Below are 23,124 nucleotides of genomic sequence, written 5' to 3'. Positions count from 1 at the left end.
GTCAGTCCTGTCACTTATCAGATATCGAGATTGCGTACATACTTCGCATTGCGTTCGATAAAATGGCGCCGCGGTTCAACGCTGTCACCCATGAGGATGGTAAAGAGGCGATCGGCCTCGGCAGCGTTTTCCATGGTGACCAGGAGCAGCGTGCGGGTCTCGGGATTCATCGTGGTTTCCCAGAGCTGGTCCGGGTTCATCTCACCGAGTCCTTTGAAGCGGGAAAGAGTAATGCCGCCTTTCTTGATCACTGCTTCCTCGTCGATGCCTTCAAGATCATCGGCATCGACTTTCGCGGCGCCGAAGGTCTTGAGAATTTCATCGCGTTCTTCATCGTCAAATGCGTAACGCTCGGTCTTGCCTTTCTTGATCTTGTAGAGTGGCGGCTGCGCGATATACACGCGTCCCGCCTCGACGAGCGACTTCATATACCGGAAGAAGAACGTCAGCAACAGCGTACGGATATGACTTCCATCTACGTCCGCATCGGTCATGATAATAATTTTCCCATACCGCAAACTAGCCAAATCTATTTCCTCATCTCCGCCGATGCCCGCACCGAGCGCGGAGACAATGGCGTTGATTTCGTTGTTCTCGAGCACCTTGTGCAGGCGTGCTTTCTCGACGTTGAGGATTTTACCCTTGAGGGGAAGAATGGCCTGGAAGCGGCGGTCGCGGCCCTGCTTGGCGGAGCCACCTGCGGAGTCGCCCTCAACGAGATAGACTTCGCAGTGCTCGGGATCGGTGATCGAACAGTCGGCGAGCTTTCCGGGAAGACTGAGCGAATCCATCGCGTTCTTGCGACGGGTCAGATCGCGTGCACGACGTGCGGCCTCACGCGCTTCCGCTGCGCGCAGCGCCTTTTCGATCACGCGCTTGGCGATGCTCGGGTTCTGCTCGAGATAGAGCGTCAGCTGCTCGCCGACGATGGACTCGACAATACTCTTGGTCTCACTGTTTCCGAGCTTGGTCTTGGTCTGCCCCTCGAACTGCGGTTCCGCGACTTTTACGCTCAGCACCGCGGTCAGTCCCTCGCGAAAATCGTCACCAGAAATCGAAGTCTTCCCTTCCTTCGCAATGCCGTTCTTGTACGCGTAATTATTCAATGCGCGTGTCAGTGCAGTTTTGAAGCCAACGAGGTGCGTCCCGCCTTCATGTGTGTTGATGTTGTTGACATACGTGTAAATGTTTTCCGAGTACGAGTCGTTGTACTGGAAGGCGAGTTCAACAGGCGTGTTGTCGCGCATGCCCTCGACGTAAATGGGCTTTTTCATCAGCGAATTCCTGTTGGAATCGATGTACTGCACGAAATCCTTGAGCCCGCCCTTGAAGAAATAGACTTCCTGCTCATCGTTGCGCTCGTCCTTGAGCGTAATCTTGATGGTTTTGTTCAGGTACGCGAGTTCACGTAAACGCTCTTCCAGAATTTCGAAACGGAAATCAATGGTTTTGAAAATCTCGGCGTCGGCAAAAAACGTGGTACGCGTACCGGTTTTCTTTGTCTTCCCGAGCTTTTTGATCTCTCCATCGGGTACACCACGGGTGTAGCGCTGACTGTACATCTGCCCGTCGCGATGCACTTCGACTTCGCACCATTCCGAAAGTGCATTGACGACGGAAACACCCACACCATGGAGGCCACCGGAAACCTGGTAGGTCTGCTTGTCAAATTTTCCGCCGGCATGCAGCGTGCACATGACCACTTCCAGTGTGCTGATCTTTTTGACCGGATGCGGTCCGACCGGGATGCCACGTCCGTTGTCGACGACGGTGATGGACTGATCTTCGTGAATCGTAATCTCGATGGAATCGCAGAATCCGGCGAGTGCCTCATCGATCGAGTTGTCGACCACCTCGTTCACGAGGTGATGAAGCCCGCGTGAACCGATGTCGCCGATATACATGGCGGGACGCTTGCGAACGGCCTCGAGTCCTTCGAGCACCTTGATACTGGTTTCGGAATACGAGCGCGCCTGCGCTTCCTGTTCTTTTGTCATGATGGTCTATTGAAATGTGAATGAATCATTTTCCAATACAGAAGCGGCTGAATACACCGTTGAGAATATCGTCGGTCGTTACCTCACCGATGATTTCACCAAGCGCATCGATCGCACGACGCACATCGGCCGCAAGAATTTCTTCAGTCATGCCTTCACGCTGCGCCGTTGCAGCTGTGCGAATCGCCTCGAGGCCACGCCGCAGGCAATCCGCATGACGGGCGTTAGTGACCAGCACTTCGCCCTCTTCGCTTTCGCTGCGCAATTCCCTTGCGACAGCCGCGAGATGTTTTCCGAGCGCGTCCACACCGTCGCCGTGCAGCGCCGAGATCGGCAGTCCGTGTGCCGCAAGCTCTTCCGCTGCATCCGCGTCAACGAGATCAGACTTGTTGAACAGCAGCAGAACCGGCGTGGCGGCGTCCTCGCGCAGAAGCTGTTCCTGCAGGAGACTTGCCTGCAGCGCTATGGCCTGCACGGCACCATCTCTTGCGTCTGACAGCAGGCAGACGATTTCCGCATTGCGCACGGCCTCCATGCTGAAGGCGATGCCTTCCCGCTCTATAAGGTCTTCCGTCTCACGCATGCCGGCAGTATCGATGAGACGCAAATACTCGCCATGCAGCAGCAGTCCTTCCTCAAGGTAGTCGCGCGTGGTACCGGGCATTTCGGTAACGATCGCTCTCCTTGTGCCAAGCAGTGCATTGAGCAGACTCGACTTGCCGACATTCGGAGCTCCGAGCAATACGACGCGCGCTCCTTCACGAATCACGCGTCCCCCGCTGAAACTGTCGAGGGCCGTCTGCAGCCTGGCTTCAGCCTGCGTGAGCATGTCCCCGAGCTGCCCGGAAGAAAGGAACTCAACATCTTCCTCCACGAAATCCAGGCTCAGTTCCAGCATGCCCGCGGCATGCAGCAGCTGCTCCCTGATATCGGTGACATAGCCGGACAGCCTGCCTTCGAGCTGGCGCAGAGAAGCACGGTGCGCCTCTGTGGAGCGGGCATGAATCAGGTCGGCGACGGCTTCCGCCTGCGAAAGATCCATTTTCCCGTTCAGGAATGCCCGTCGTGTGAACTCACCGGGTTCAGCCGCTCGCGCACCGGCGCCCAGCAACAGCGTCAGAACACCACGTGAAACGACACTGCCGCCGTGACAGCTGATTTCAACACTGTCTTCCCCGGTATAAGAGTGCGGCGCCCGGAACACGGTCAGCAGCACTTCATCAAGTGCCTCGCCATCGGCGTCGCGTATCATGCCATGATGGACCGTATGCGATGCGGCAGACCTGGGATCACTGCCGTCAAATACCCGGGCAGCGAGGTCCACGGCGCCATCACCCGAAATGCGGATGACGGCGATGCCGGACGTCCCCGGTGGTGTCGCAATCGCGGCAATCGTATCCTGCCCCGTCGTGGCCATCGTCTCTGTGTTCGTCATCTCAGGCGCAGCTCCGTGACGATATCGTCGCCAAGCGACGTATTGATGCGGCGTATCAGTTCCGTACGCATAAGCTGCAGTTCCTGTCGCCAGGCGGCATCGGTAACTTCAACCCACAGCACACCCTTGTGCAGTCGCTGGGCCTGCGCGTGGTTGGCGATGGCTGTTCCGACGAGTTCTTCCCAGCGCAGCAGTACTTCCTGTTCGCGGATTTTTCGCGTCATGCCCTGCTGCTCGAGAACGCGCTGCAGCGCAGCACCGAGCGGCGATGTCTTCCAGGGGGTACTCATGCGACTTCCGCCAGTCTCGACACCTTGCCGGCTTCAATGCGCAGGGTCAAATTCCTGGAGTGTGCACCCGCGAAATGCTGCAGCGTGCCCGCATTGGCGGAAGTGATAAAGGTCTGTCCCACTCCCTCGACCAGCTCGAGCACATGCGCCAGCCTGTCATCATCCAGTTCACTGAACACATCGTCGAGCAGCAGGATTGGTGCCTCATCGAGATGCGAGTCGAGGTAACGGTGCTCGGCCAGCTTGAGTGCGATAAGCACGGTTTTGTGCTGTCCCTGCGAGGCCTGTGCGCGCACATCGAGTCCGTTGAGCAGAATATCCATGTCGTCGCGATGGGGCCCGACGGTCGTACTCCCCCGGCGCAGATCAGTCTGAAACCGTCGCGCAAGCAAACTGCGATACGCCGCGACGGCATCGCTCGTACGCAGGTCGAGGTCCGCCGTCGCACGATAACGCAGCGTCACCTGTTCCCGGTCGCCGATCACACCCTGCATCGATGCCTGGAAGTAGGGGATAAATTCTTCGATAAATGCCGTCCGCCGCTGCATGATACGCACCGCGACTTCGGCGAGGGATGCGTCCCAGGCTTCGAGCGTGGCGCGAATGTCTGCGGGACGCCGCTCCATGTCGGAAAGCAACGCGTTGCGCTGACGCAGTGTGCGCCTGTACGCAAGCAAATCCATCAGGTAGCGATGCTGCACCTGCGAGATGATGAAATCGATGAAGCTGCGGCGTTCGCCCGGACCACCGGAAGTTATCGGACGATGCTGCGGTGAGAGTGACACGATCGGGAATTGGCCGATCAGGTCAGATGAAGACGGCAGTGCAGTGTTGTCGAGCTCAATCTGTTTGCGACCGGGATCTGTCGTATAGGTGACGGAAACCTCGCGACGGCTGCCTCCCCCTGACGTGAAGCTGCCTTCAAGGCGAAAATAGTCGCTGTCCTTCTGCACCAATCCCCTGTCCTGATGCGAGACGAAGCTGCGTGATGAGCAGAGAAACGACACCGCCTCGAGCACCGTCGTCTTTCCCGCCCCGTTTTCACCGAGAAGGAGTAGTGTCCCTTCGGGACAATCGATTTCCGTATGCCCGTGATTACGTAATTGAATTATACGCAGACGGTTGAGAATCATGTTCAGGCATTCAATCTCAGCGGCATGACGAGCATCAGTATCTCGATATCATCCTGCTGTTCTTTGGGTTGGATCAGTCCTGCACGCGTCGGCGCGCTGAAATAAAAGTCCACTTCCTCCGTTCCGAGATGCTGCAGCGCTTCGGTGATATACCGCGCATTGAAACCGATCTCCAGTTCCTCGTCCACCGAAAATGCAGCGGAGACAGACTCCCGCGCTTCACCACCGAAGTCGACATCCTCGGCGGAAACACGCAGCTCTTCTTTCGAAACGGAGAAGCGAATCTGATTGGTAATGGCATTGGAAAAAATTGAACAGCGCTGCACGGCGGCGATCAGGGCATTGCGATTGACGGCAAGCTGCTTGTCGTTTTCAAGTGGGATGACGCTTTCGTAATTCGGGTAGCGCTCGTCGATGATGCGGCTGATCAGTGTCATTTCTCCGAAGGTAAAACGCACGTTGCTGCGTCCGAAAACGACGCTCACCTCTCCGTCACCGAGGGACTTCGACACAATGTTCAGCGCTTTGGCGGGAATAATGACGTCGCGGTTGCCTTCGGTATTGGCTTCGGCGATCACACCGGCATGCTTGATGCGTACGAGGCGATGGCCATCAGTCGCCACGGCGTAAAACTCTTCCCCTTTCCACTGGAAGAGCACACCCATCATGGAGGGGCGAAGGTCGTCGGTGCTAACGGCGTACACGGTACGCGCGATGATGCTGCGCAGCAGATCGGTCTGCAGCTGCAGGGAAAATTCCTCCTGAATGCCCTCGGCTTCCGGGAAATTCGTGGCGCCTTCACCGGCCATCTTGTATTCACCCTGGTCAGTCTTCAGTGAAATCCGGTGATTCGTCTCGTCGGCGGAGAACATCATGTCCGTACTCGAAAGCGCGCGCAGCGTTTCGTTCAGCTTCTTTGCGGGAACGGCAACTTTACCATCTTCCTCTCCGCCGACCTGCAGGGCGACGGTCATGGAAATTTCGAGATCACTCGCGGTGAGCCGCAGCTCATTTCCTGCCAGTTCGAACAGCACGTTTTCGAGTATGGGCAGAGTCGATTTCGTCGGAACGACGCTGATGATTTTCGAAAGCGCCTTGTGCAGATCGCTGCTCACTGCGGAAAATTTCATGAAGTCCTCCGGAAGTATGCTCTTATGTAGCGGGGATTAATGTCGCGCTCACGGAAGGAAGCTGCCGCGTGATCCGGGGCGTATGCGTCCTTCCCTGCGATGTTGTATTCATCGTTGAAAGATACGAAAAAAACCGATGGGAATCCACCGGTCTTTCTCGCTGGAAAGCGTTTGATTACAACAAGTTACCCCACCTTCAGCATCGGGGGCCGGGGGAGCCGTCTCAGAGCATGAATTCCTTGGTGATATCGCGGTTTTTGCGGCGCGATATCATGCGGAATTCATCCACAGGCAGCGTGTGATCCCCGACGACTTTGATGCGCGCAAAATACTTGAGCATCAGGCGGGAGATATGCGAAAATGCTCCATCGGTGAGAAAAGACGCCATCGTCGGATGCACTTCGAGCGTCAAGCGCAGTTCCTTGCTCTTGACACGGAAGCGGCGCATCCAGCGTTCGATCTGTGTGAGGAGCGAGGTTTTCGAGAGTACGCGGCCTGTCCCTGAGCAAGTGGGACAGGTTTCGCTGACGGACATCTGCACGCTCTCGCGCACGCGCTGACGTGTGATCTGCATGAGCCCGAATTCGGTGATCGGGAGGATGGTGAATTTCGCCCTGTCGCGGCGCATTTCGCGGCGCATTTCATCATAGAGTTTCTTACGATTTTCTTCCTGCAGCAGATCGATGAAATCGATCACGAGAATGCCGCCGAGATCACGGAGCCGCACCTGACGCGCAATCTCGCGGGCCGCTTCGATATTCGTGCGCATGGAGTTGAGCTCCTGCTCCCTTTTCGCAGCGTAGCGACCCGAGTTGACATCAATGACTTTCATCGCCTCGGTATGTTCAATGATCAGGTAACCTCCGCTCTTGAGCCACACCTTGCGGCTCATCGACTGCTGTATCTGTTTCTCGATTTCGTACTTGTCGAAAATCGGCTCGCGGGCGTTGTGCAGCTCCAGCACGTCCACTTTATGCGGCGCGACCAGGTTCAGGTACGCGCGAATCTCCCGGTACATCTTGCGGGAATCGACCGCAACCCGCGTGACGTCTTCGGAAAAAAGATCCCGCATGGTGCTGCTGGACGTATTCATATCCTTGTACAGCAGCGTGGGAGGCGAAGATTTCTTGATGTTGCGCTCGATCTCGCGCCAGCTCTGAATGAGACCTTCCAGATCGGCACGCAATACGTCCTCCGACTTTCCTTCGGCCACCGTGCGAATGATGACACCGTAACCGCTCGGGAGAATCGACCGGACGAGTCGACGAAGTCGGCGCTTTTCCTTGAAGTTCTGAATCTTGCGTGAAACACCGATTTTATTGTCGAAGGGCATCAGAACGATAAAGCGTCCGGGAAGCGCCACTTCCGTCGTGACACGGACGCCCTTGTTTCCCACCGGCTCCTTGAAGATCTGAACGACAATCTCCTGTCCCCGTGTCAGCTGCACCTGGGAAGGAGGACGCCTGCTGCGGCGGGGACGGCGTCGCTGGTCTTTTTTCTTTCCGCTATCGTCCTCTTCGTCGTCGGTGATATCGTCAACCCCGTCCTCGTCACCCGTGATTGCACTGTATTCGCGAAACGCATCACCAACATCGGAGAAATGCAGGAAGGCGTCCTGCTCGAGGCCGATATCGATAAATGATGCCTGTATGCCGGCCATGACCTTGGCAACGGTGCCGAAGTATATGTCACCGACCATGCGCTCTTTCTCCTCGCTCTCGACAAAGAGCTCAGCGAGCTTGCCTTCTTCGACAATCGCGATACGTTGCGTGTCGTTCGTGGCATTGATAATAATTTCTTTTTGCATTGGCTTCTATATTCTAACCCTAGACAGCGGCTCGGCCATATGCGTGTTTCGCATATGGCACGGCCGCGTCAAAACTGTCATGCGGGACTTCCCGCGTTCTTGTTACAACTGCGATAGCAGGGAAACTCGTACGCCGTCGAATGGCAGCACTTCGCGACAGATACCGCTCGTGCATACCAGTCCACCACGCTCCGTTCCATAACTCACGGTTGCGATATGGCTGTTGCCGAGGCGGTACGCCAGTTCCGCGGTACTCCAGAACTGCTTCCCTGTCTGGTCCGCTTCGTCGGTGGTGTACTCCAAGCGGACTGTGGCCGACCACATCGCTGCGCGTGCCAGTGTCAGCGAGACGTACTCGTTGAAATACTCCGGATTCGCGCGTGAGAATGAATCGTGATAAAACTGTTGCTCAAAACTCGCGCCGATGCTGTATTCCTCATTCAACATGTATTCGATGCGAATCGGAATCGTCGTACTCGACTGCTCATGCGCGAGATTGGCTTCATACGGTGCGTCATAGCGCCGGTTGAATGCGGCACGGATGTACGACTGTCCTTCAAAATACCATTCGACCTCACCGTACAATTCCCAGAAGGGACTGAACTTCTCGTCGAGTGTGGGCATGAAATCCACATCCCGCTCGTACGTGACGAGGAAACCGTTATTTGAAGTATAGCCGTCATGCCTGCTGGCGACGGCACCGTTGAGATTGATTGTCACCGTCGGAGAGACGGAATAAAACACGTCCAGCTGCATGCCGATCTCATCATTGAAATCCACGACATGCGGATTGCGCGACAGCAGCGTGAAGTAATGTTCCTTGTGAACAATGGGAGGATTCTGCATGGGAAGCATGCGGGTGGGACGGTTGGGATCGCGCTCTTCCTCACCCACGATGTCGTAGCGGTAATCCTTGTACTCGAACGTCACACCCAGACCGATATCCGAGGTATAGGCGAGACTTCCGTACAGTGCATTTCCGTCGCTTTCCATGTGTTCGAACCCGCCGTCGGCGGTGGGACGCATAACGCTCGAGCGTTTCCACGCCTGCTGCACGAAGAAATCGAATCCGTAGCCACGGAGCGAAAGCATGAATTCCGGAATGTCGGCATGGACTAAATCCATTCCATACGCCGTGGGCAGTTCACCGTCAGCGCTCACCATACTGCCGCCGAGACGCATGAAACGCAGGGGACGCACTTCCATGTGTCCAGCGCGCACCGTGTACTCCTCAATGCGATCGTTGTTGAGCAAGTCGTAGTAACGCATCTTCCCAAGACCGAAAATGGCATTCATCCATCGATTACGATAGGTCCCCCGCAAACCATCGAGACGCGTGTCGTAGTTGATCCCGCGGTTCTCGAACAGGTTCATGGCGAGTCCCTTGCCGAACAATGTGTAATAGTCACCGGCACGCAGCTCGAGTCCTTCCTTGCTGAACTCCACGTAGCGCTTGCGTATGCCCTGGTATTTTGGACCGAACTCGGGGGGATCGTCATACAGGTATTCAAAGCCAACGGTCAGGTTGTCCCAGAAGAGACGTACATTCGTCTGATTCTCGATGTACTCTATGCTGCGAAGGTTTCCGCCGACAGTCTGTTCACCGTTGCCGTAGCGCATGAAATTCCCCACCGAATACTCCACCTGCGCCCATGCGTCCGCGCCGCAACACAGGAAAAGCGCTGCTGCGAGAAGAGCAATACGTTTCATCGTCACTCCAGAATTTTTTTAACGTCTTCCGCGATTTCATTCTCGTCTCCGGCGATATAGCCGGTGCGCTTGGCATGCAGCTTCCCGTCCTGATCCACAATAAGGGAATACGGCATGCTCTGTCCGTTCAGCTTCTTGAACACTTCGCTGTTCGGATCGAGCCAGAAATCATACGGCAGCTTCTGGGCCTTGACATACGCCTTGACCTTCGCGAGGCTCCTGGGGTTGTCCAGGTTGATCGCAAGGTAATGCAGATTCTGGTCCTTGTACTTTTCATACACGGTCCGCAGCGCTTTCATCTCCTGCTTGCAGGGCTCACACCACATGGCCCAGAAGCTGATGATAACCGCCCCCTTGTCGCCCGTGTCGCGTACGTCGGCCAGGTAATCCTGGAAGGAGTGCTCTTCCCCGTCAATGTCACGGAGGTAGAGATCGACACTTGTGAGATCCTGGGCAGCTGCCTGCCCGGCGATACTGATGAATACAGCAATCAGTATGACAAACTTTTTCATGTAAGTATCCTCTTATGAGTAAGAGATGTAATGCTAATGTTGTGGGGGCACAGGGAGTCCGTGCATCGCCAGCACGTCACGCGCACCGGCGGCGGACACATACTGATGCCCGTTCATGCCCATCGCGGATGCGGCATCCGCGTAAGCAGCAATGTCATCAAAGAACAGGGTTTCCTCCGGGGCGCAGCCGGCGGCATGAAGCGCCACGCGGAAAATGCGCTCGTCAGGTTTGGCCGTCCCGACATCGTAGGAGTACACCTTGTGTGAAAACAGTTCGAACACCTCCGGGAACTGCTTTTCCGCCCAGGCAATATGCAGCGGATTGGTGTTGGAAAGCAGAACAAGAGTGACCTGGTCATGCACACTGCGCAGCAGGTCGAGGTATTCGTCGTTGAGCCAGAAAATATCGCACCAGAGCCGGCGGAAATGCTCTTCATCAAGCGTACTGCCCTCCTCGAGCAGTTCACCGCAGGAGGTGAGAAATGCGCGTTCGTCAATAGCGCCGAGTTCAAACGATGTAACCAGTGCCCAGAACAGCGCCTCCTGTTCCTCATCCCACTGCGCCGATGGAAAGTCATGCTGCAGCCTCGCGGCAATGATTCTGTGATCGAAATGCAACAGAACATTCCCCAGGTCGCTGATGATGGCCTTGATCATGCACTGCCCTCCGAACGTGACGTCAGCCAATCCTTCCGCAGTGCGGGCTTTGAGAGAGTGAAATCGATGTAGGTGTATCCAGACATGTGCGGAAACTGTAGCAGACGTCAATATCGCAAAATAGTGAAGCGGTGCTGGGGAAACAACTTCTTTGTTTTCAATGGGAAACGGCGACCCGCTTCCCTGCATACGCCGCAGTCTCGGCGCGTGTTCCTTGCGGGCGAAACAATACGCGCTGCAGAAATGTTATCATCCTGAGTCAAACGATCCATATCGAGGAAAAACATGCCCAAAACACGTTACTGGCTGTTCAAATCGGAACCCGGCGCCTACAGCATCGACGATCTTAAAAAGGATGGGACGACATTCTGGGACGGCGTGCGGAATTACCAGGCGCGAAATATGCTGCGCGACGAGATCAAGAAGGGCGATCGCGTCCTTTTCTACCACAGCAACAGTAATCCTCCTGCGGTTGTCGGCACCGCCACGGTAACGCGAGACGGCTACCCTGACCATACGCAGTTTGAACAGGGACATAAAAAATTCGATCCGAAGGCATCGGAAGACAATCCCCGCTGGTTCATGGTGGATATCACTTTTGACAGCGCATTCGACGACCCCCTTCCCCTCGAGGAGCTCCGCGGCATTGCTGCATTGAAAGACATGGAACTGTTACGCAAGGGAAGCCGCCTCTCGGTTCAGCCGGTGCAGAAAAAAGAGTGGGACGCCATTCTGAAAAAGGCACGCTGAGCGAAGCCGCGGCTCGCAGCGTACACAACACGGAGATTTACTCTACGAAAAAAGGCGGTCGAAATGGACCGCCTTTCCCTTTTCAGTCACCCGGCATTTACTTCAGAAGTTTCATGCTGCGCATGCGCAGCTGCGACGGAGTGCGCAGCACGGTGATATACATGCCTGATGGCAGTTCTCCCGCCTCGAACGCCACCTGGTAGCGTCCCTTTTCGGCATAACCGTCGAGCAACGTCGCGACACGCCGTCCGAGCATGTCAAGCACGTAGAGATGCGTCGGACCTTCTTCGATAAGCTCATACGTTATCACGGTCATGTTGTTGAAGGGATTGGGATGATTCGGTTCGAGCGCCAGCTGTCCCGTTGCATCAAAGAGACGTGCTCCGCCTTCGCGGCAGATGCCGAGCAGAAACTCTCCATGAATACGCGTGACCTCGACGTCGGGTTGATCCCAGGTGAAGGTGGAAATCGTGAGCGGCGTCGACTCCGCGTTCCCCAGCGTGGCAATGAACTCGAGATGCCTGAGCACGCCGGTACTGCCGCCGAATGTTCCCGTCAGGTCAATTACACGCTCATTTCCTTCAATGCGTCCCATAGGTGTCGATCCCGTCGGAAGCAGCAGCGATGCGTTGTAGCGAAGCTCCGCGGTATAGCGCGAGGCAAGAACTTCTTCGAGATACTCCTGTTCCTCGAGGGAAAAATCGACGGCCACTTTTTCTCCGGGATTTGCTTCAACCTTTGGAAGCGAAACCGTGGAACGGGCCTGGTAGCCCTGTGTCCATTCATAGGGATCGGAAATCCTGCTGCAGCCAAAGTTGCTGCTGACGACGACCCAGTACCGCCGGTCAGGGACGGAGATGATGCTGGCAGCGTCCCCGGGAAGGACCGGCACCTGCTCCCCGTCAATCTCCTCATACCATGCATAAACATCCGCTGTCGTGGAATACAGGGTATCACCGCGACGCGAGATCACGGGTTTATCCGGCCATGGATGTACGGTGACGTCGAGTGCACGCGTACTGCCCTCGCAGCCGTATTCCGTCCATACCTGCAGCGCGTAACTGCCGCCCGCACGAACGACGATGGAGGATGTTTCCTCGCCTGTGGACCACAGGTAGCGTGCGAAGCTGCCGACGGCACGCAGGCGCACGCTGTCGCCCTCACAGAATTCGAGGGGCCCTTCCGCGACAATATCCGGCTCCGGCAACGGGTTGAAGCTGACGCTGAATGGAGCTGATTCGGCGGTACAACCTTCGATGGTGGTCACACGCACCGTCCAACTCCCGGCTGCATCAACAGTCATTGTCGACAAATTTGAACCATCTGACCAGAGGTACGACGCATACGTACCTGTGAGTCCGAGCGTGACCGTCCCCCCTTCGCAAACCGGCATTTCGGTCAAAGCGATGATCTCAGGTTCCGGCAGTGGATACACACGTACCTCGACCTCTGGTGATGTCCCGCTGCATCCTGCCATCGTCGTCACCGTCACGCTGTACCGCCCCGCCGAATCGACGGTCACGGCACTCCCGCTCGCTCCATTCGACCACTGGTAGCTGGCAAAACCCGGAGGCGCACGCAGCGTAACCTCTCCTCCCTCGCAGAACTCCAGCGGTTCATCCGCGGAAATTTCAGGCGAAGGATTCGGAAGCACTGTCACTGTGATCGTCGTGTCGCCCTGGCAGGACGCACTGCCGAACACCTGGTCGATACGCACGGTGAACACCCCGGGCGTTTCCCACACCACGTGTATCCGCGCGCTGTCGTCGGCACCGACGACCCTTCCGCCCGTGATGCCCCAGGTGTAGATCGATCCCGATACATGAGGCACGACGTAATCCGTTTCCGCGCCGGCACAGAGCAGCGTATCGCCGCTGATGCGTGGTGCGGGTTTATCCGATACGATGACTTCGATCGTATCCGAACTCCCCGGACAACCGTCGACGGAAATCACATCGACCCAGTAGTTGCCTGCATCTCCCACGGTAATGGTTCGCGAGCTTGCGCCAGTCGACCAATTGTACGAGAGATATCCCGCACCGGCATCCAGCGTCACGCTGTCGCCGATGCAAAACACCGGCGAACCGAGCACATCAATGCGCGGTTCGACTTCGGGCCATACGCTGATGAGCACCGAGTCACGCTGCAAACAGCTTTCCCGGTCGACGACGGTGAGTACGTACCACTGGCTCTTTGCCGGAGAAGCCATGGGATTCGGGATGTCGGTGGCTGACAGTCCTTCGGCGGGACTCCAGTAATAATTGTACGCGGGGGTACCGACGAACACCTGTCCCGTGAGCTGCACGCTGTCTCCCGGACAGATGGCGGTGGACGTCCCGGCATCGATACGCAGCTGATTCACGATCACCTGCACCGTGTCTTTCACACTGCAGCCAAACGCATTCGTCGCGGTGACCACGTAGCTGGTGGTAACATCAGGACGCGCAATCGGTGTCGGAGAATTCGGATTGTCCAATCCCTCCACCGGTTCCCAGCTGTACAGCACGGGGGCATGCGTCGTCCATGCAGTATCCCCGATCATGTGCTCCTTCCCTTCACAGATGCGTACATCATTCCCGGCATTGAGTGCGATGTCTGCAACGGTGACGCGCACACTGTCCGTGGTCTGACAACCATTGCTGGATCGCACGGTGACGATGTAGGTCGTACTGACTTCAGGAAACGCGAGCGGCGTCGGGGACGAAGGATCACTGAGAGATGAGGCGGAATTCCATGAGTATGTGTAGGGCGGCACCGCACCGGCAGCAGCAGCTTCAAGCGCCACAACCTGTTTGCGGCAAATTGTAGTGTCCTTCGAAGCCTGGACGATGACGTCGGAAACGCGAACGACGACGGTATCGGTACTGACACAGCCCGAGGGACTCGTCACCGTCATCACATATGTCGTCGTCACGGGGGGCGATGCTTCAGGAGTGACGACATTGGGATTGCTCAGTCCGGTCATCGGCGACCAGACAACACTGTAGGGTGGATTGTCCCCAACGACACTGCCTTCGAGCACGGTGATGCTGCCGGGACAGATATTCCTGTCGGGCCCTGCATCAATGACAGGATAATCCTCCACCGTTACATGCAGTGTATCCATACTGCTGCAGCCGGTGATGGAATCGTACACCGTAAACACATAGGTCCCTGACACAGCGGGATCCATGCTCAGCACCCGATCCGTTCCCATACCTCCACTCCACTCATATCCGAAGTACCCTGACCCGCCAATGATTCTGGCTTCGAAACGAAGTGACGCTCCGGCACAGAGAATAGTATCCGCATGCGCTACTGCCTGCATGTCCGGAACCTCGACGATGCGAATGGAGTCACGCACGAGTCCCGTATTACAGATATCCGGGATGTACACCGTCACCCATTCACCATCGTCAGAAACAGCGTCCTTGAATGCACTGATGGGAATGCGATAGCTCGCCTGTCCCCTTGCAAAGGTGAACGTGTTGACCACATGCGCGTAATCGCTGTCATTGATCGCTTCTCCCCGCAGCTGAAAACTCACCGTCATGGTATCTTCGAGATTCCCCATCCGCTGAATCTCAATCACGCCCGGATCGCAGCCTCCTTCTGCAGCGTCTTTCAATCCGACGACGCTCAGCTGATTCCCTGCATCGAAACTCCCGGAACGGAGAAACACTCCCGAGTCATAGAGATTATCGGAAACGTCCGCTATTGCCAGCTTGAGATGATAGGTCTCACAGGGGGTGACCACTGCTGACGCCCGCAGTACCGTTGTGAAGCCGTCGTATTCCACCGACTGTCCGATCGCATTGTTCACATAGTAACGGGTGGAGTCAATATGATTGACAGTATTGATAGCGACAGGGATACTCGTTCCGGGGATGAGGGCGATGTTCTTCTTCACCGGGAAGCCAGGACCGGAAATGTAGAATGCGAACACGTCATTGTACACGGATCCTACATACTCGGGATACTCTTCCGAGGCAAAGACGTAATCGAAAGACACGGTGTCCTGATAAGGAATGAAATCGAACTCGAGAACGGATGCGTCGAAGGTGAAATATCCCACAAGCTGCGAGAGGTCCGGGTCGCCTGCCCTGAGTGCGGGGTAGGAAATGTCATCGTAGTTGTTCGGTCCCACGGCGTAGCCGATCCACCCCGTCGTCATCAATACTCCCTCGTTGATCCCTATGTTGGATTTCGAGCCGTCGAAATAACCTATTCCCCTGGCGAAGCCTTTGTATGTGATATTGTCGACCTGTGCTCCGCCCCCGATGAAGTATGTGCGCACCAGCGAATCGACCGGGATTCCTTCCTTTATAGCAAGCTGCGCCCGCGCCTGCTGGCCGGCGGACGAGAGGAGCAGGACGCTCAGTGCCAGGAAAAATACAGCTCGGAACGAACGTGTCATGGAGTTCTTTCTTGGTGCGCGGAACGGAGACAGCATGTGCGGGTGGAAAATCCGCGGTGTGACCGGGCAGATGTTGGCCACTCATTTACGACACATGTACACTGTGGAAAGTTACGTTTTTCACCGCCACGCCGCCAGTGCTGAATTCCCGCCTTCAGCCAGGGACATCCGGATTTTTACAGCCGAATTCCTGACCAGTGGGTAGTCTTCTGCCCGCGGCAAATACAAAAAAAGTTGCACTGGAATCATCTTTTTTTCAGTGCAAAAATAAATCCGTACAAGATTTTTATCGCAGCTGCAACTCGTCCCTGATCACCGCGTACACGACAGTGTGTAAACAACAATCAAGCTGTTCAAATACATCAAAAAGCCGGAGGCTGTGATGAAAAAGGTAATGATAACGATGATGATGCTGTTCGCGATAAGTGCAGTTACCCAGGTGGCACTGGCAGGTGAAGCCAATCCCCCATTGAGTCAGGAACGACAGGAGTACATCAAGGAGAACGTGCTGGCAGGACTTCAGCATCCGTCCATGGAAGTACAGGCAGACTACGTGCAGTTGGTGATCGATCTGAAGCGCGCCTACCCCGAATACGACTTCGACTATGCGATCATTCCCCTGATGGACAAACTGAAGAACGAGTCTGATGACGGCATTCGTATCATCTCCGCCCTCGCTCTCTATGAGTACCAGGATTCCCGCAAGAGCCGCTTCGCCGTGCAGCAGACCGCGATGCTCGATGGCTCCGACCGCGTCGCAAAGCACTGCCAGACGCTGGTGCGCAAGTGGGACAACAGGTCCGAAAAGCCGATCTACACCGCACAGGTCGTATACCCCTTCTGATAGTGACCCACGATTTTCGTGGAACGTGAGAAAAAACCCTTCCCGCTACCGGGAAGGGTTTTTTCTTGTTCTCATGTTTCGGATTCGGCTCAGGCCGATGCATCAAGAAGCTGCAGATCCCGCAGAAAATTCCTGATGATCAGGGCTGTTGCACCCCAGATGGTTTCGCCATCATAGCTGTAGAAATACACTTCCCGCTCACGCCCCTCGAATTCGAAAAGCTGAATGTTGACATTCCCGCGCTGTGCGAAAAATGATAGCGGCACACGAAACATCCTCGCCACTTCATCCGGATTCGGGGTCAATCCATCATCTGACGACAGCACTGCAGCTACAGGGGAAATGATGAAACCGCTTGGTGTCCATATATCATCGTGACAGCCAAGAACTTCAACGTTTGACGGTGCAAGAGCAATCTCCTCTTCCGCTTCCCTCAATGCTGCCTGCCTGCAATCTTCACCTTCCTCGACACTGCCACCCGGGAAAGCGATCTGCCCCCGATGATGTGGCAAATCGCTGTTTCGCCTGGTCAGCAGAAGATCCCAGTCCCCCTGCACCGCGATCAGCGGTATCAATACCGCCGCCCGCCGGTAGCCGGGCCGATCAAGCATGTCCCGACTGTGCCCGGAAAGGACGGTGCGGATTGCACTGAGTGAAGGTGAAGGATCTGCAGCGGTCACAACGACGCTTTCTTTTCACTGATATTGAAGGAAATGTCAAGCGCGGCGACGGAATGCGTAAGCGCTCCGACGGAAATCATATCGACGCCTGTTTCGGCAATCGCACGCACGGTCTGTTCTGATACATTTCCAGATGCTTCAATGCGCACATCGCTGCGCTTGCCACGGATAAGTTTTACCGCCGTGGCCATTTCATCGAGCGTGAAGTTATCGAGCATGATGATATCCACTGCTTTGCAAGACAGTGCCTCGATCACCTGGTTGAGGCTGTCTGCCTCCACTTCGATCTTGATCTTCCGATCGGCGGGGAGCCGTCCGGCTACGAGATCAACAGCCTCCTTGAGTCCCCCGGCTGCGGCGATGTGATTGTCCTTGATAAGAACCATATCGTCGAGACCGAATCGGTGATTGGTGCCGCGACCGTGTGCAACGGCGAGTTTATCGAACGCGCGCAGGCCGGGCACGGTTTTGCGGGTATCCAGTATCTGCGTCTCGCTGCCTTCCACCAGCTTCACCATGGATGCCGTGGCGGTGGCGATGCCGGACATACGCTGCAGGAAGTTGAGGGCAACGCGTTCGGCGGTCAGCATGGACGCGATATTGCCGCGTACGACTGCAATGGACGCTCCGCGGAGCACGGGCATGCCATCGGTAATGCTGGCGTCGATGACCAGTTCATTATCCACCAGATGAAATACCGTTGCGGCAACTTCCAGTCCTGAAAGTACGCCGTTGGCCTTTGCAAGGAATACCCCTTCACCCTTGAGATCCGTTGGCACGGTACATTCGGTGGTGACATCTCCCGTCCCAACGTCCTCGCGCAGCGCAGCTTCAATTCGCTGCAGCATGGTACTGTCGTGAAGAATACTCAGTCTCATATGCGGCCCTTGTTTCGGTATTCAATATAGGAGTGGAAGTCGAGTCCTTTCTCGAGATCCCGATGCTTGCGGTACTCACCCACGTAATGAAGGTAGTTTTTCGCAGAATTACGGATATGCGCGCGCTCCTCGTCATCGAGTTCACGAACGACTTTCGCAGGGACACCAGCAACGAGCATCCCTTCGGGCACGGTAAATCCTTCACGCACGACGGCACCCGCCGCGACGAGCGATTCACTGCCGACCGTCGCATTATCAAGTACCTTTGCGCCCATGCCGATAAGGCAGGCGTCGTTGATGGTGCAAGCGTGCAGAATGGCGCCGTGTCCTACGGTGACATCCGCCCCGATCACGAGAGGATATTTCTTCCAGGTCTCATGCAGCGTACAGTTGTCCTGTATGTTCGTTCGCGCGCCAATCGTGACGCGATTGACGTCACCTCGAACGACTGAACCGAACCAGATGTTGGCATCCTCATCAATACGCACATCCCCGATAATGGTGACGTCTTCCGTCATGAACACGCTCGGGTGAATCTGCGGGTAAATACCCTGATAGGGATAAATCATGGAGTTGTCTCCCGTCAATCCTTGTATAGTGGCGGCGACCATCCGGGCCGCTTCCATTTGATCAATTCAATATACACGCTGCCGATCAGAACATGCATTTTGGCGACAATGGGTATGGCCGCCCTGTCCTCACTGAACCAGCCCTCGAATCCCCCCGTAAGTCCGAAAATCCCGGTAAAACCGGTTTCACCATCGAGTTTGACCGTCCGCACCTCTCGGTCGATGGCATCGAGGTCCATTTCCTCACGTTCCACACCAAAATTTATCGTGGTGATGGCCTTGTCTCGATACATGAGCACAGGCACCTTTTTCCGGCAATGTGCGTGCGCATACGCCCTTGCATAGAAGAGCAGACTCAATCCATCCTGCCAGTGCTTTCCTTCAAGGGCGAGCGTGTCGTCACGAATCCAATATGGATTGTCGTCGACGGTCTCGTGTATATAAACGACATCCTTTTTGCTGTCGAAATCGTAGTCGATGTGTTTGTACACGGTGTCGTTTCGCAGGTATTCCTTGTTGTGAAAATCCTGTGAAGCGAGCGTTCCGCCGATGCGACTCCGGTACAGCGTATTGAGCGTCACGAAGGGTACACCCCTGTAGGTGCGAATGAGGCCTTCCAGCCAGACCTGCAGGCCATGTTCCCCGTTGCGCACGCGAAGAACCCGGGTGCGAATTGTCCCGAGTCCCATACCGAGATAGCTGACCTCATAGGTAAGCTCCTCTCCCTCTGTGAACACGGCGAAGTTCGGCTTGCACTCATTCTGCTGCTGCTTTTTCGACTGCGAAAAAGCATGTGATACCAGCAGTAGTCCGGCAGCCAGGAAAAGAAAAACGTGGTTCCCGAAGAAACCACGTTTCCGATAAATGTTCATGTCAGTCATGGGGAGCGGGATCAGCGGAGGCCGGCGATCTTTCTCGCCTCGGGAAAGAGGCTCGTCGCCTTGCCGTACTGAGGATCGACTTCCAGCATGGAGCGGAACTGTCCCTCATTGCCATAGAGCGTCCTGGCGATCTGCGCCTTGACCACGGCACGGAGATAGTCCTTGTCCTTGTCGTATTCCTCCTGTTTGAATTCCACGCCCTTCGCCTTGCCGAAGGCAATCAGTTCCTTCATCATGGCGTCGCTGACCTGGAAGGACTTCACAAAAGCGGCAGCGTCGGCGTTTTCGTACTTCTCACGAAGTGTGGCGCCCTTCTTGTCCATGTAATGCGTTCCGAATTCAAAGACGAGGATGCGCATGCGTGCAACGTATTCGCTCAGATCTTCATAGCGGACGATGTAGTCGGGCGTGATGCCACCGCCGCCGTAAACCGGGCGACCGCTGTCGGTGTGGAATACCGGACGCGTGCTGTCGGCTTCTTCCGTATGCTCGATATTGTCGCCATCCACTTCCTCGCGGTGATAGGCGTTGCGGTAGTAATCCTCGTCAGAACCATCATAGGGACGCTGAATCATGCGTCCGCTGGGCGTGTAATAACGCGCGGTTGTCAGACGGAAGGCGGAGCCGTCGCTGAGGTCGAACTGACGCTGCACGAGTCCCTTTCCGAAGGAGGTTTCACCGACGATCAAACCGCGATCATGATCCTGCACCGCGCCGGCAACGATTTCGCTTGCCGAAGCACTGCCGTTACTGAGGAGGACGATGAGAGGCAGATCCTGGAACTCCCCGCTGCCTGTGGCAACGTAGTTCTCGTCGAAATCGCTGCGGCGTCCCTTCGTGTACACAATCTTCTGCCCCCTGCTCAGGAATTCATTCGCCAGGCGGAACGACTGTTCGAGATAGCCGCCGGGATTGCCGCGCAGATCAAGAACGAGCTTTTTCATACCCTGCTTCTTGAGATCACGCAGTCCGGTGAGGAACTCCTCATATGTCGTCGCAGAGAAGCGATTGATACTCATGTATCCGATTCCATCGTCAAGAAGGAAACCGGCATTTACGCTGTAAAGCGGAATCTTGTCGCGTGAGATGGTAAAATCAATGGGATCTGCCAGGCCGAATCGCTTGACGGTGACCACCACCTCGGTGCCTTTCTCGCCACGCAGCTTTTTCTGCACATCCTCATTCTTGAACTTGATGGCACTTTCACCGTCAATGCCAATGATTTTGTCTCCCGAGAGCAGTCCCACTTTCTCACTGGGTCCGCCGTAAATGACATTGGCGACTGTAATGGTATCATTCACGATGCGGAATTCTATACCGATGCCTTCGAAACTTCCCTTGAAATCCTCCTGTACCTTTTCGAGCTGCTTCGGACTGATGTACACGGAATGCGGATCGAGGGATTTGAGCATCCCTTCGACAGCATGCGTGACCAGGTCCGAAACCTTGACCTCATCTACGTAATATTTCTGCGTGTAGTTGAGAACATCCTTGAACTTGGTGAATTGTTCATAGATGTTGTCTTCGGATATCGCTCGGATCTGCGTACCCATGAAAATTCCGAAGACCAGCAGAATAAAAACACTCGCCAGGGAGATTTTCTGTTTGAACATGGTGCTTCTCTATCTGAAATGGGGAAGTGCGAAAATGTCTTGTCCGCTTACATGGTAGCAAAAGTCACTGTTGAAATCAATGCGCAACGGCGCGGCCATGGAGGGCAGTCTAAGACGGCTATCAGTAATAACTTGCTCCGGAGCGCGATGGTTCCGCTATGGGACTTCACCCGGCATTTCTGACCAGGCGTATGCCGATGTCGATGCTGTCGTACTTCGGTTCGAGCATGGAACGAAAACTGGAACGACACCCGTACTGATAGACAAACCATGAACCACCGCGGCAGACGCGCTGTGTCCCACCGGCAGGACCATGCGGATTGTTGTTTACACCCTGCGCATAATAATTCTGGCTGTACCAGTCCCAGCACCACTCGAATACGTTTCCGTGCATGTCATAAAGCCCAAAGTCGTTTGGTGCGAGCTTCCCGCGCTCATGAGTATGACCGTCAGCATTCCCGGAAAACCATCCACAGGACTGCAGGTCCTCAAGCGTCGAACCCGTATAGAAATCCGTGGTCGTGCCGGCACGACAGGCATATTCCCACTCAGCTTCCGTAGGCAAACGGTAACCGTTCGCGTCGAAGTTCGCCTTGACGGCACCATCAATATCAGAGTAAACCGGCGTCAGTCCATCTCGCTCAGAAAGCGCGTTGCAGAAGCGCAGCGCATCCGCAAATTTCACCTTCTCAACGGGATTGTTGTCGCCCTTATTGCTGCTGGGATTTTCACCCATGACATCCGAATACAGCTTCTGTGACACCTCGAATTTACTCATGCTGAACGCGTTGATTAAAACCTCCCGGGCTGGGCGCTCATTGATCTCATGCGAAGCACTGGGATCCCCCATAGTAAAGCTTCCAGCGGGAATGTTGACCATTTCAAGCGACGCACTCGGGTCACCACCGCCATCATCATCGTCGCATGCGCCCAGAACGAGGACACTGAGCAGAAGAACAGCCAGCGTGACAGGAAATCTTGAAAACATACTTTTCACCTGCAGACGAGATTGAACAACTCCATATAAAATATGCCGCCAGGCGAACTGAATTCCAAGCCTCAGCGCACTGCTTCCCATTCCTCAGCGCACTGCTTCCCATTCCTCAGCGCACTGCTTCCCATTCCTCACTTGAGGACTTATTCCGGAAAATCACCGCCAGCGCATTTCTCGTCCAGCCCCACAAAATGTGCAGGTAACCATACTTACGGAAGCGCCTGGGGGATTCATAGATCACCGTATGCGGCATCATGACGACTTTCCCTTTTTTCCGCACACGGCGAAACAGGTCGTAATCCTCGCCCGCGACCATCGAGGCGTTATAGCCGCCGATGCTTCGGAACATTTCCCTGCGCAGCACCTGGCATTCTCCCCTCCCCATTCCCTCGCCGATGGCGTTGAGAAAGCGCACGTAATGATTGTGCCAGAAATGGAACATGCGGTCCGAGAGGATCTCCTCTTCGGGAAACACCCTCACCACTGCCGTGACACCGCTGACAGTATCACGCTGCAGACAGCTTTCGATATCCCGGAAAAAGGAGGACACATCACTGATACGGATGTCGGCGTTGATGAAAACGAGGATGTCGCCCCGGGCAACCTCCGCACCGCGATTCCTTCCTTCGGCAATGGTCTGCCGGTGATCGCCCTCATGCTCAACGACGACGGCTCCATGCTCCCGCGCGATCTGTGTGCTCGCATCCTTGCTGCCCCCGTCACTGATGATGATTTCCACATCATGTGCGCGGCACAGTTCTGCGGGGAACTGCGCAAGAATCTGCGGCAGCAGTTTTTCTTCGTCAAGCGTCGGGATGATTATTGAAATCACGTAGTGCAGCGGCTGG

General features: G+C 55.6%; 19 protein-coding genes. 2 read left to right on the top strand and 17 right to left on the bottom strand.

All coding sequences use genetic code 11. From position 1 onward, the window contains the following. Positions 1-17 precede the first annotated feature (17 nt). The 9 genes from gyrB to KQI65_04245 all read right to left on the bottom strand — a co-directional run bounded on the left by gyrB (position 18) and on the right by KQI65_04245 (position 10,671). Positions 18-1,997 (bottom strand): DNA topoisomerase (ATP-hydrolyzing) subunit B, encoded by a 1,980-nt coding sequence (gyrB, locus tag KQI65_04285; GenBank protein MCB2203943.1) that lies wholly within the window; start codon positions 1,995-1,997, stop codon positions 18-20. A gap of 25 nt (positions 1,998-2,022) precedes the next feature. Continuing rightward, positions 2,023-3,432 (bottom strand): tRNA uridine-5-carboxymethylaminomethyl(34) synthesis GTPase MnmE, encoded by a 1,410-nt coding sequence (mnmE, locus tag KQI65_04280; protein MCB2203942.1) that lies wholly within the window; start codon positions 3,430-3,432, stop codon positions 2,023-2,025. After that, positions 3,429-3,722: a DUF721 domain-containing protein gene (locus tag KQI65_04275; protein MCB2203941.1), complete on the bottom strand. Its 294-nt coding sequence runs from the start codon at positions 3,720-3,722 to the stop codon at positions 3,429-3,431. The genes mnmE and KQI65_04275 overlap by 4 nt, the downstream gene beginning before the upstream one ends. Beyond that, entirely contained in the window at positions 3,719-4,855 is a 1,137-nt protein-coding gene (locus KQI65_04270) for a DNA replication/repair protein RecF (protein MCB2203940.1), read from the bottom strand. Before KQI65_04270 ends, KQI65_04275 begins: the two co-directional genes overlap by 4 nt. A 2-nt stretch (positions 4,856-4,857) precedes the next feature. Continuing rightward, on the bottom strand, positions 4,858-5,985 hold the full coding sequence (gene dnaN, locus KQI65_04265; protein MCB2203939.1) for a DNA polymerase III subunit beta: 1,128 nt from the start codon (positions 5,983-5,985) through the stop codon (positions 4,858-4,860). A 223-nt stretch (positions 5,986-6,208) separates the two neighbouring features. Further along, positions 6,209-7,792 (bottom strand): Rne/Rng family ribonuclease, encoded by a 1,584-nt coding sequence (locus KQI65_04260; GenBank protein ID MCB2203938.1) that lies wholly within the window; start codon positions 7,790-7,792, stop codon positions 6,209-6,211. A gap of 102 nt (positions 7,793-7,894) precedes the next feature. Beyond that, complete coding sequence (locus KQI65_04255; GenBank protein ID MCB2203937.1) at positions 7,895-9,502, bottom strand: hypothetical protein; 1,608 nt, start codon at positions 9,500-9,502, stop codon at positions 7,895-7,897. Between the two features lie 2 nt (positions 9,503-9,504). After that, the gene (locus tag KQI65_04250) at positions 9,505-10,014 is read right to left on the bottom strand and encodes a TlpA family protein disulfide reductase (GenBank protein MCB2203936.1); all 510 of its coding nucleotides are present in this window, start codon (positions 10,012-10,014) and stop codon (positions 9,505-9,507) included. Positions 10,015-10,047: 33 nt separating this feature from the next. Then, positions 10,048-10,671 carry an HAD-IA family hydrolase gene (locus KQI65_04245; GenBank protein ID MCB2203935.1) on the bottom strand — a complete coding sequence of 208 codons (624 nt, stop codon included), beginning with the start codon at positions 10,669-10,671 and terminating at the stop codon, positions 10,048-10,050. Positions 10,672-10,956: 285 nt separating this feature from the next. Between KQI65_04245 and KQI65_04240 the strand changes: the two genes are divergently transcribed. Next, positions 10,957-11,421, top strand: a complete 465-nt coding sequence (locus KQI65_04240) for an EVE domain-containing protein (GenBank protein MCB2203934.1) — start codon at positions 10,957-10,959, stop codon at positions 11,419-11,421. Positions 11,422-11,518: 97 nt separating this feature from the next. Here KQI65_04240 and KQI65_04235 read toward each other — a convergent pair whose 3' ends face one another. Next, on the bottom strand, positions 11,519-15,817 hold the full coding sequence (locus KQI65_04235; GenBank protein ID MCB2203933.1) for a T9SS type A sorting domain-containing protein: 4,299 nt from the start codon (positions 15,815-15,817) through the stop codon (positions 11,519-11,521). A gap of 382 nt (positions 15,818-16,199) precedes the next feature. Here KQI65_04235 and KQI65_04230 point away from each other — a divergent pair, with 382 nt between their 5' ends. Further along, complete coding sequence (locus KQI65_04230; protein MCB2203932.1) at positions 16,200-16,661, top strand: hypothetical protein; 462 nt, start codon at positions 16,200-16,202, stop codon at positions 16,659-16,661. Between the two features lie 89 nt (positions 16,662-16,750). On the opposite strand, the gene KQI65_04225 is transcribed toward KQI65_04230, so the two are convergent. The 7 genes from KQI65_04225 to KQI65_04195 all read right to left on the bottom strand — a co-directional run bounded on the left by KQI65_04225 (position 16,751) and on the right by KQI65_04195 (position 23,108). Further along, positions 16,751-17,272: a CoA pyrophosphatase gene (locus KQI65_04225; GenBank protein MCB2203931.1), complete on the bottom strand. Its 522-nt coding sequence runs from the start codon at positions 17,270-17,272 to the stop codon at positions 16,751-16,753. A 65-nt stretch (positions 17,273-17,337) separates the two neighbouring features. After that, positions 17,338-18,219 carry a carboxylating nicotinate-nucleotide diphosphorylase gene (gene nadC / locus KQI65_04220; protein MCB2203930.1) on the bottom strand — a complete coding sequence of 294 codons (882 nt, stop codon included), beginning with the start codon at positions 18,217-18,219 and terminating at the stop codon, positions 17,338-17,340. Beyond that, positions 18,216-18,830: a gamma carbonic anhydrase family protein gene (locus KQI65_04215; GenBank protein ID MCB2203929.1), complete on the bottom strand. Its 615-nt coding sequence runs from the start codon at positions 18,828-18,830 to the stop codon at positions 18,216-18,218. The genes nadC and KQI65_04215 overlap by 4 nt, the downstream gene beginning before the upstream one ends. Next, positions 18,803-19,669 carry a DUF3108 domain-containing protein gene (locus tag KQI65_04210; protein ID MCB2203928.1) on the bottom strand — a complete coding sequence of 289 codons (867 nt, stop codon included), beginning with the start codon at positions 19,667-19,669 and terminating at the stop codon, positions 18,803-18,805. The genes KQI65_04215 and KQI65_04210 overlap by 28 nt, the downstream gene beginning before the upstream one ends. A gap of 11 nt (positions 19,670-19,680) precedes the next feature. Beyond that, complete coding sequence (locus tag KQI65_04205) at positions 19,681-21,282, bottom strand: S41 family peptidase (GenBank protein ID MCB2203927.1); 1,602 nt, start codon at positions 21,280-21,282, stop codon at positions 19,681-19,683. 166 nt (positions 21,283-21,448) lie between these two features. Further along, a complete protein-coding gene (locus KQI65_04200; GenBank protein MCB2203926.1) occupies positions 21,449-22,270 on the bottom strand; it encodes a formylglycine-generating enzyme family protein in 822 nt (273 codons plus the stop codon). Between the two features lie 115 nt (positions 22,271-22,385). Next, positions 22,386-23,108: a glycosyltransferase gene (locus KQI65_04195; GenBank protein ID MCB2203925.1), complete on the bottom strand. Its 723-nt coding sequence runs from the start codon at positions 23,106-23,108 to the stop codon at positions 22,386-22,388. Positions 23,109-23,124 lie beyond the last annotated feature (16 nt).

Source organism: bacterium (genome assembly GCA_020444325.1).
GTDB lineage: Bacteria > Bacteroidota > Ignavibacteria > SZUA-365 > SZUA-365 > BM516.
The sequence above is the reverse complement of the archived record's forward strand: the minus strand, read 5'-3'. Positions and strand labels throughout refer to the sequence as shown.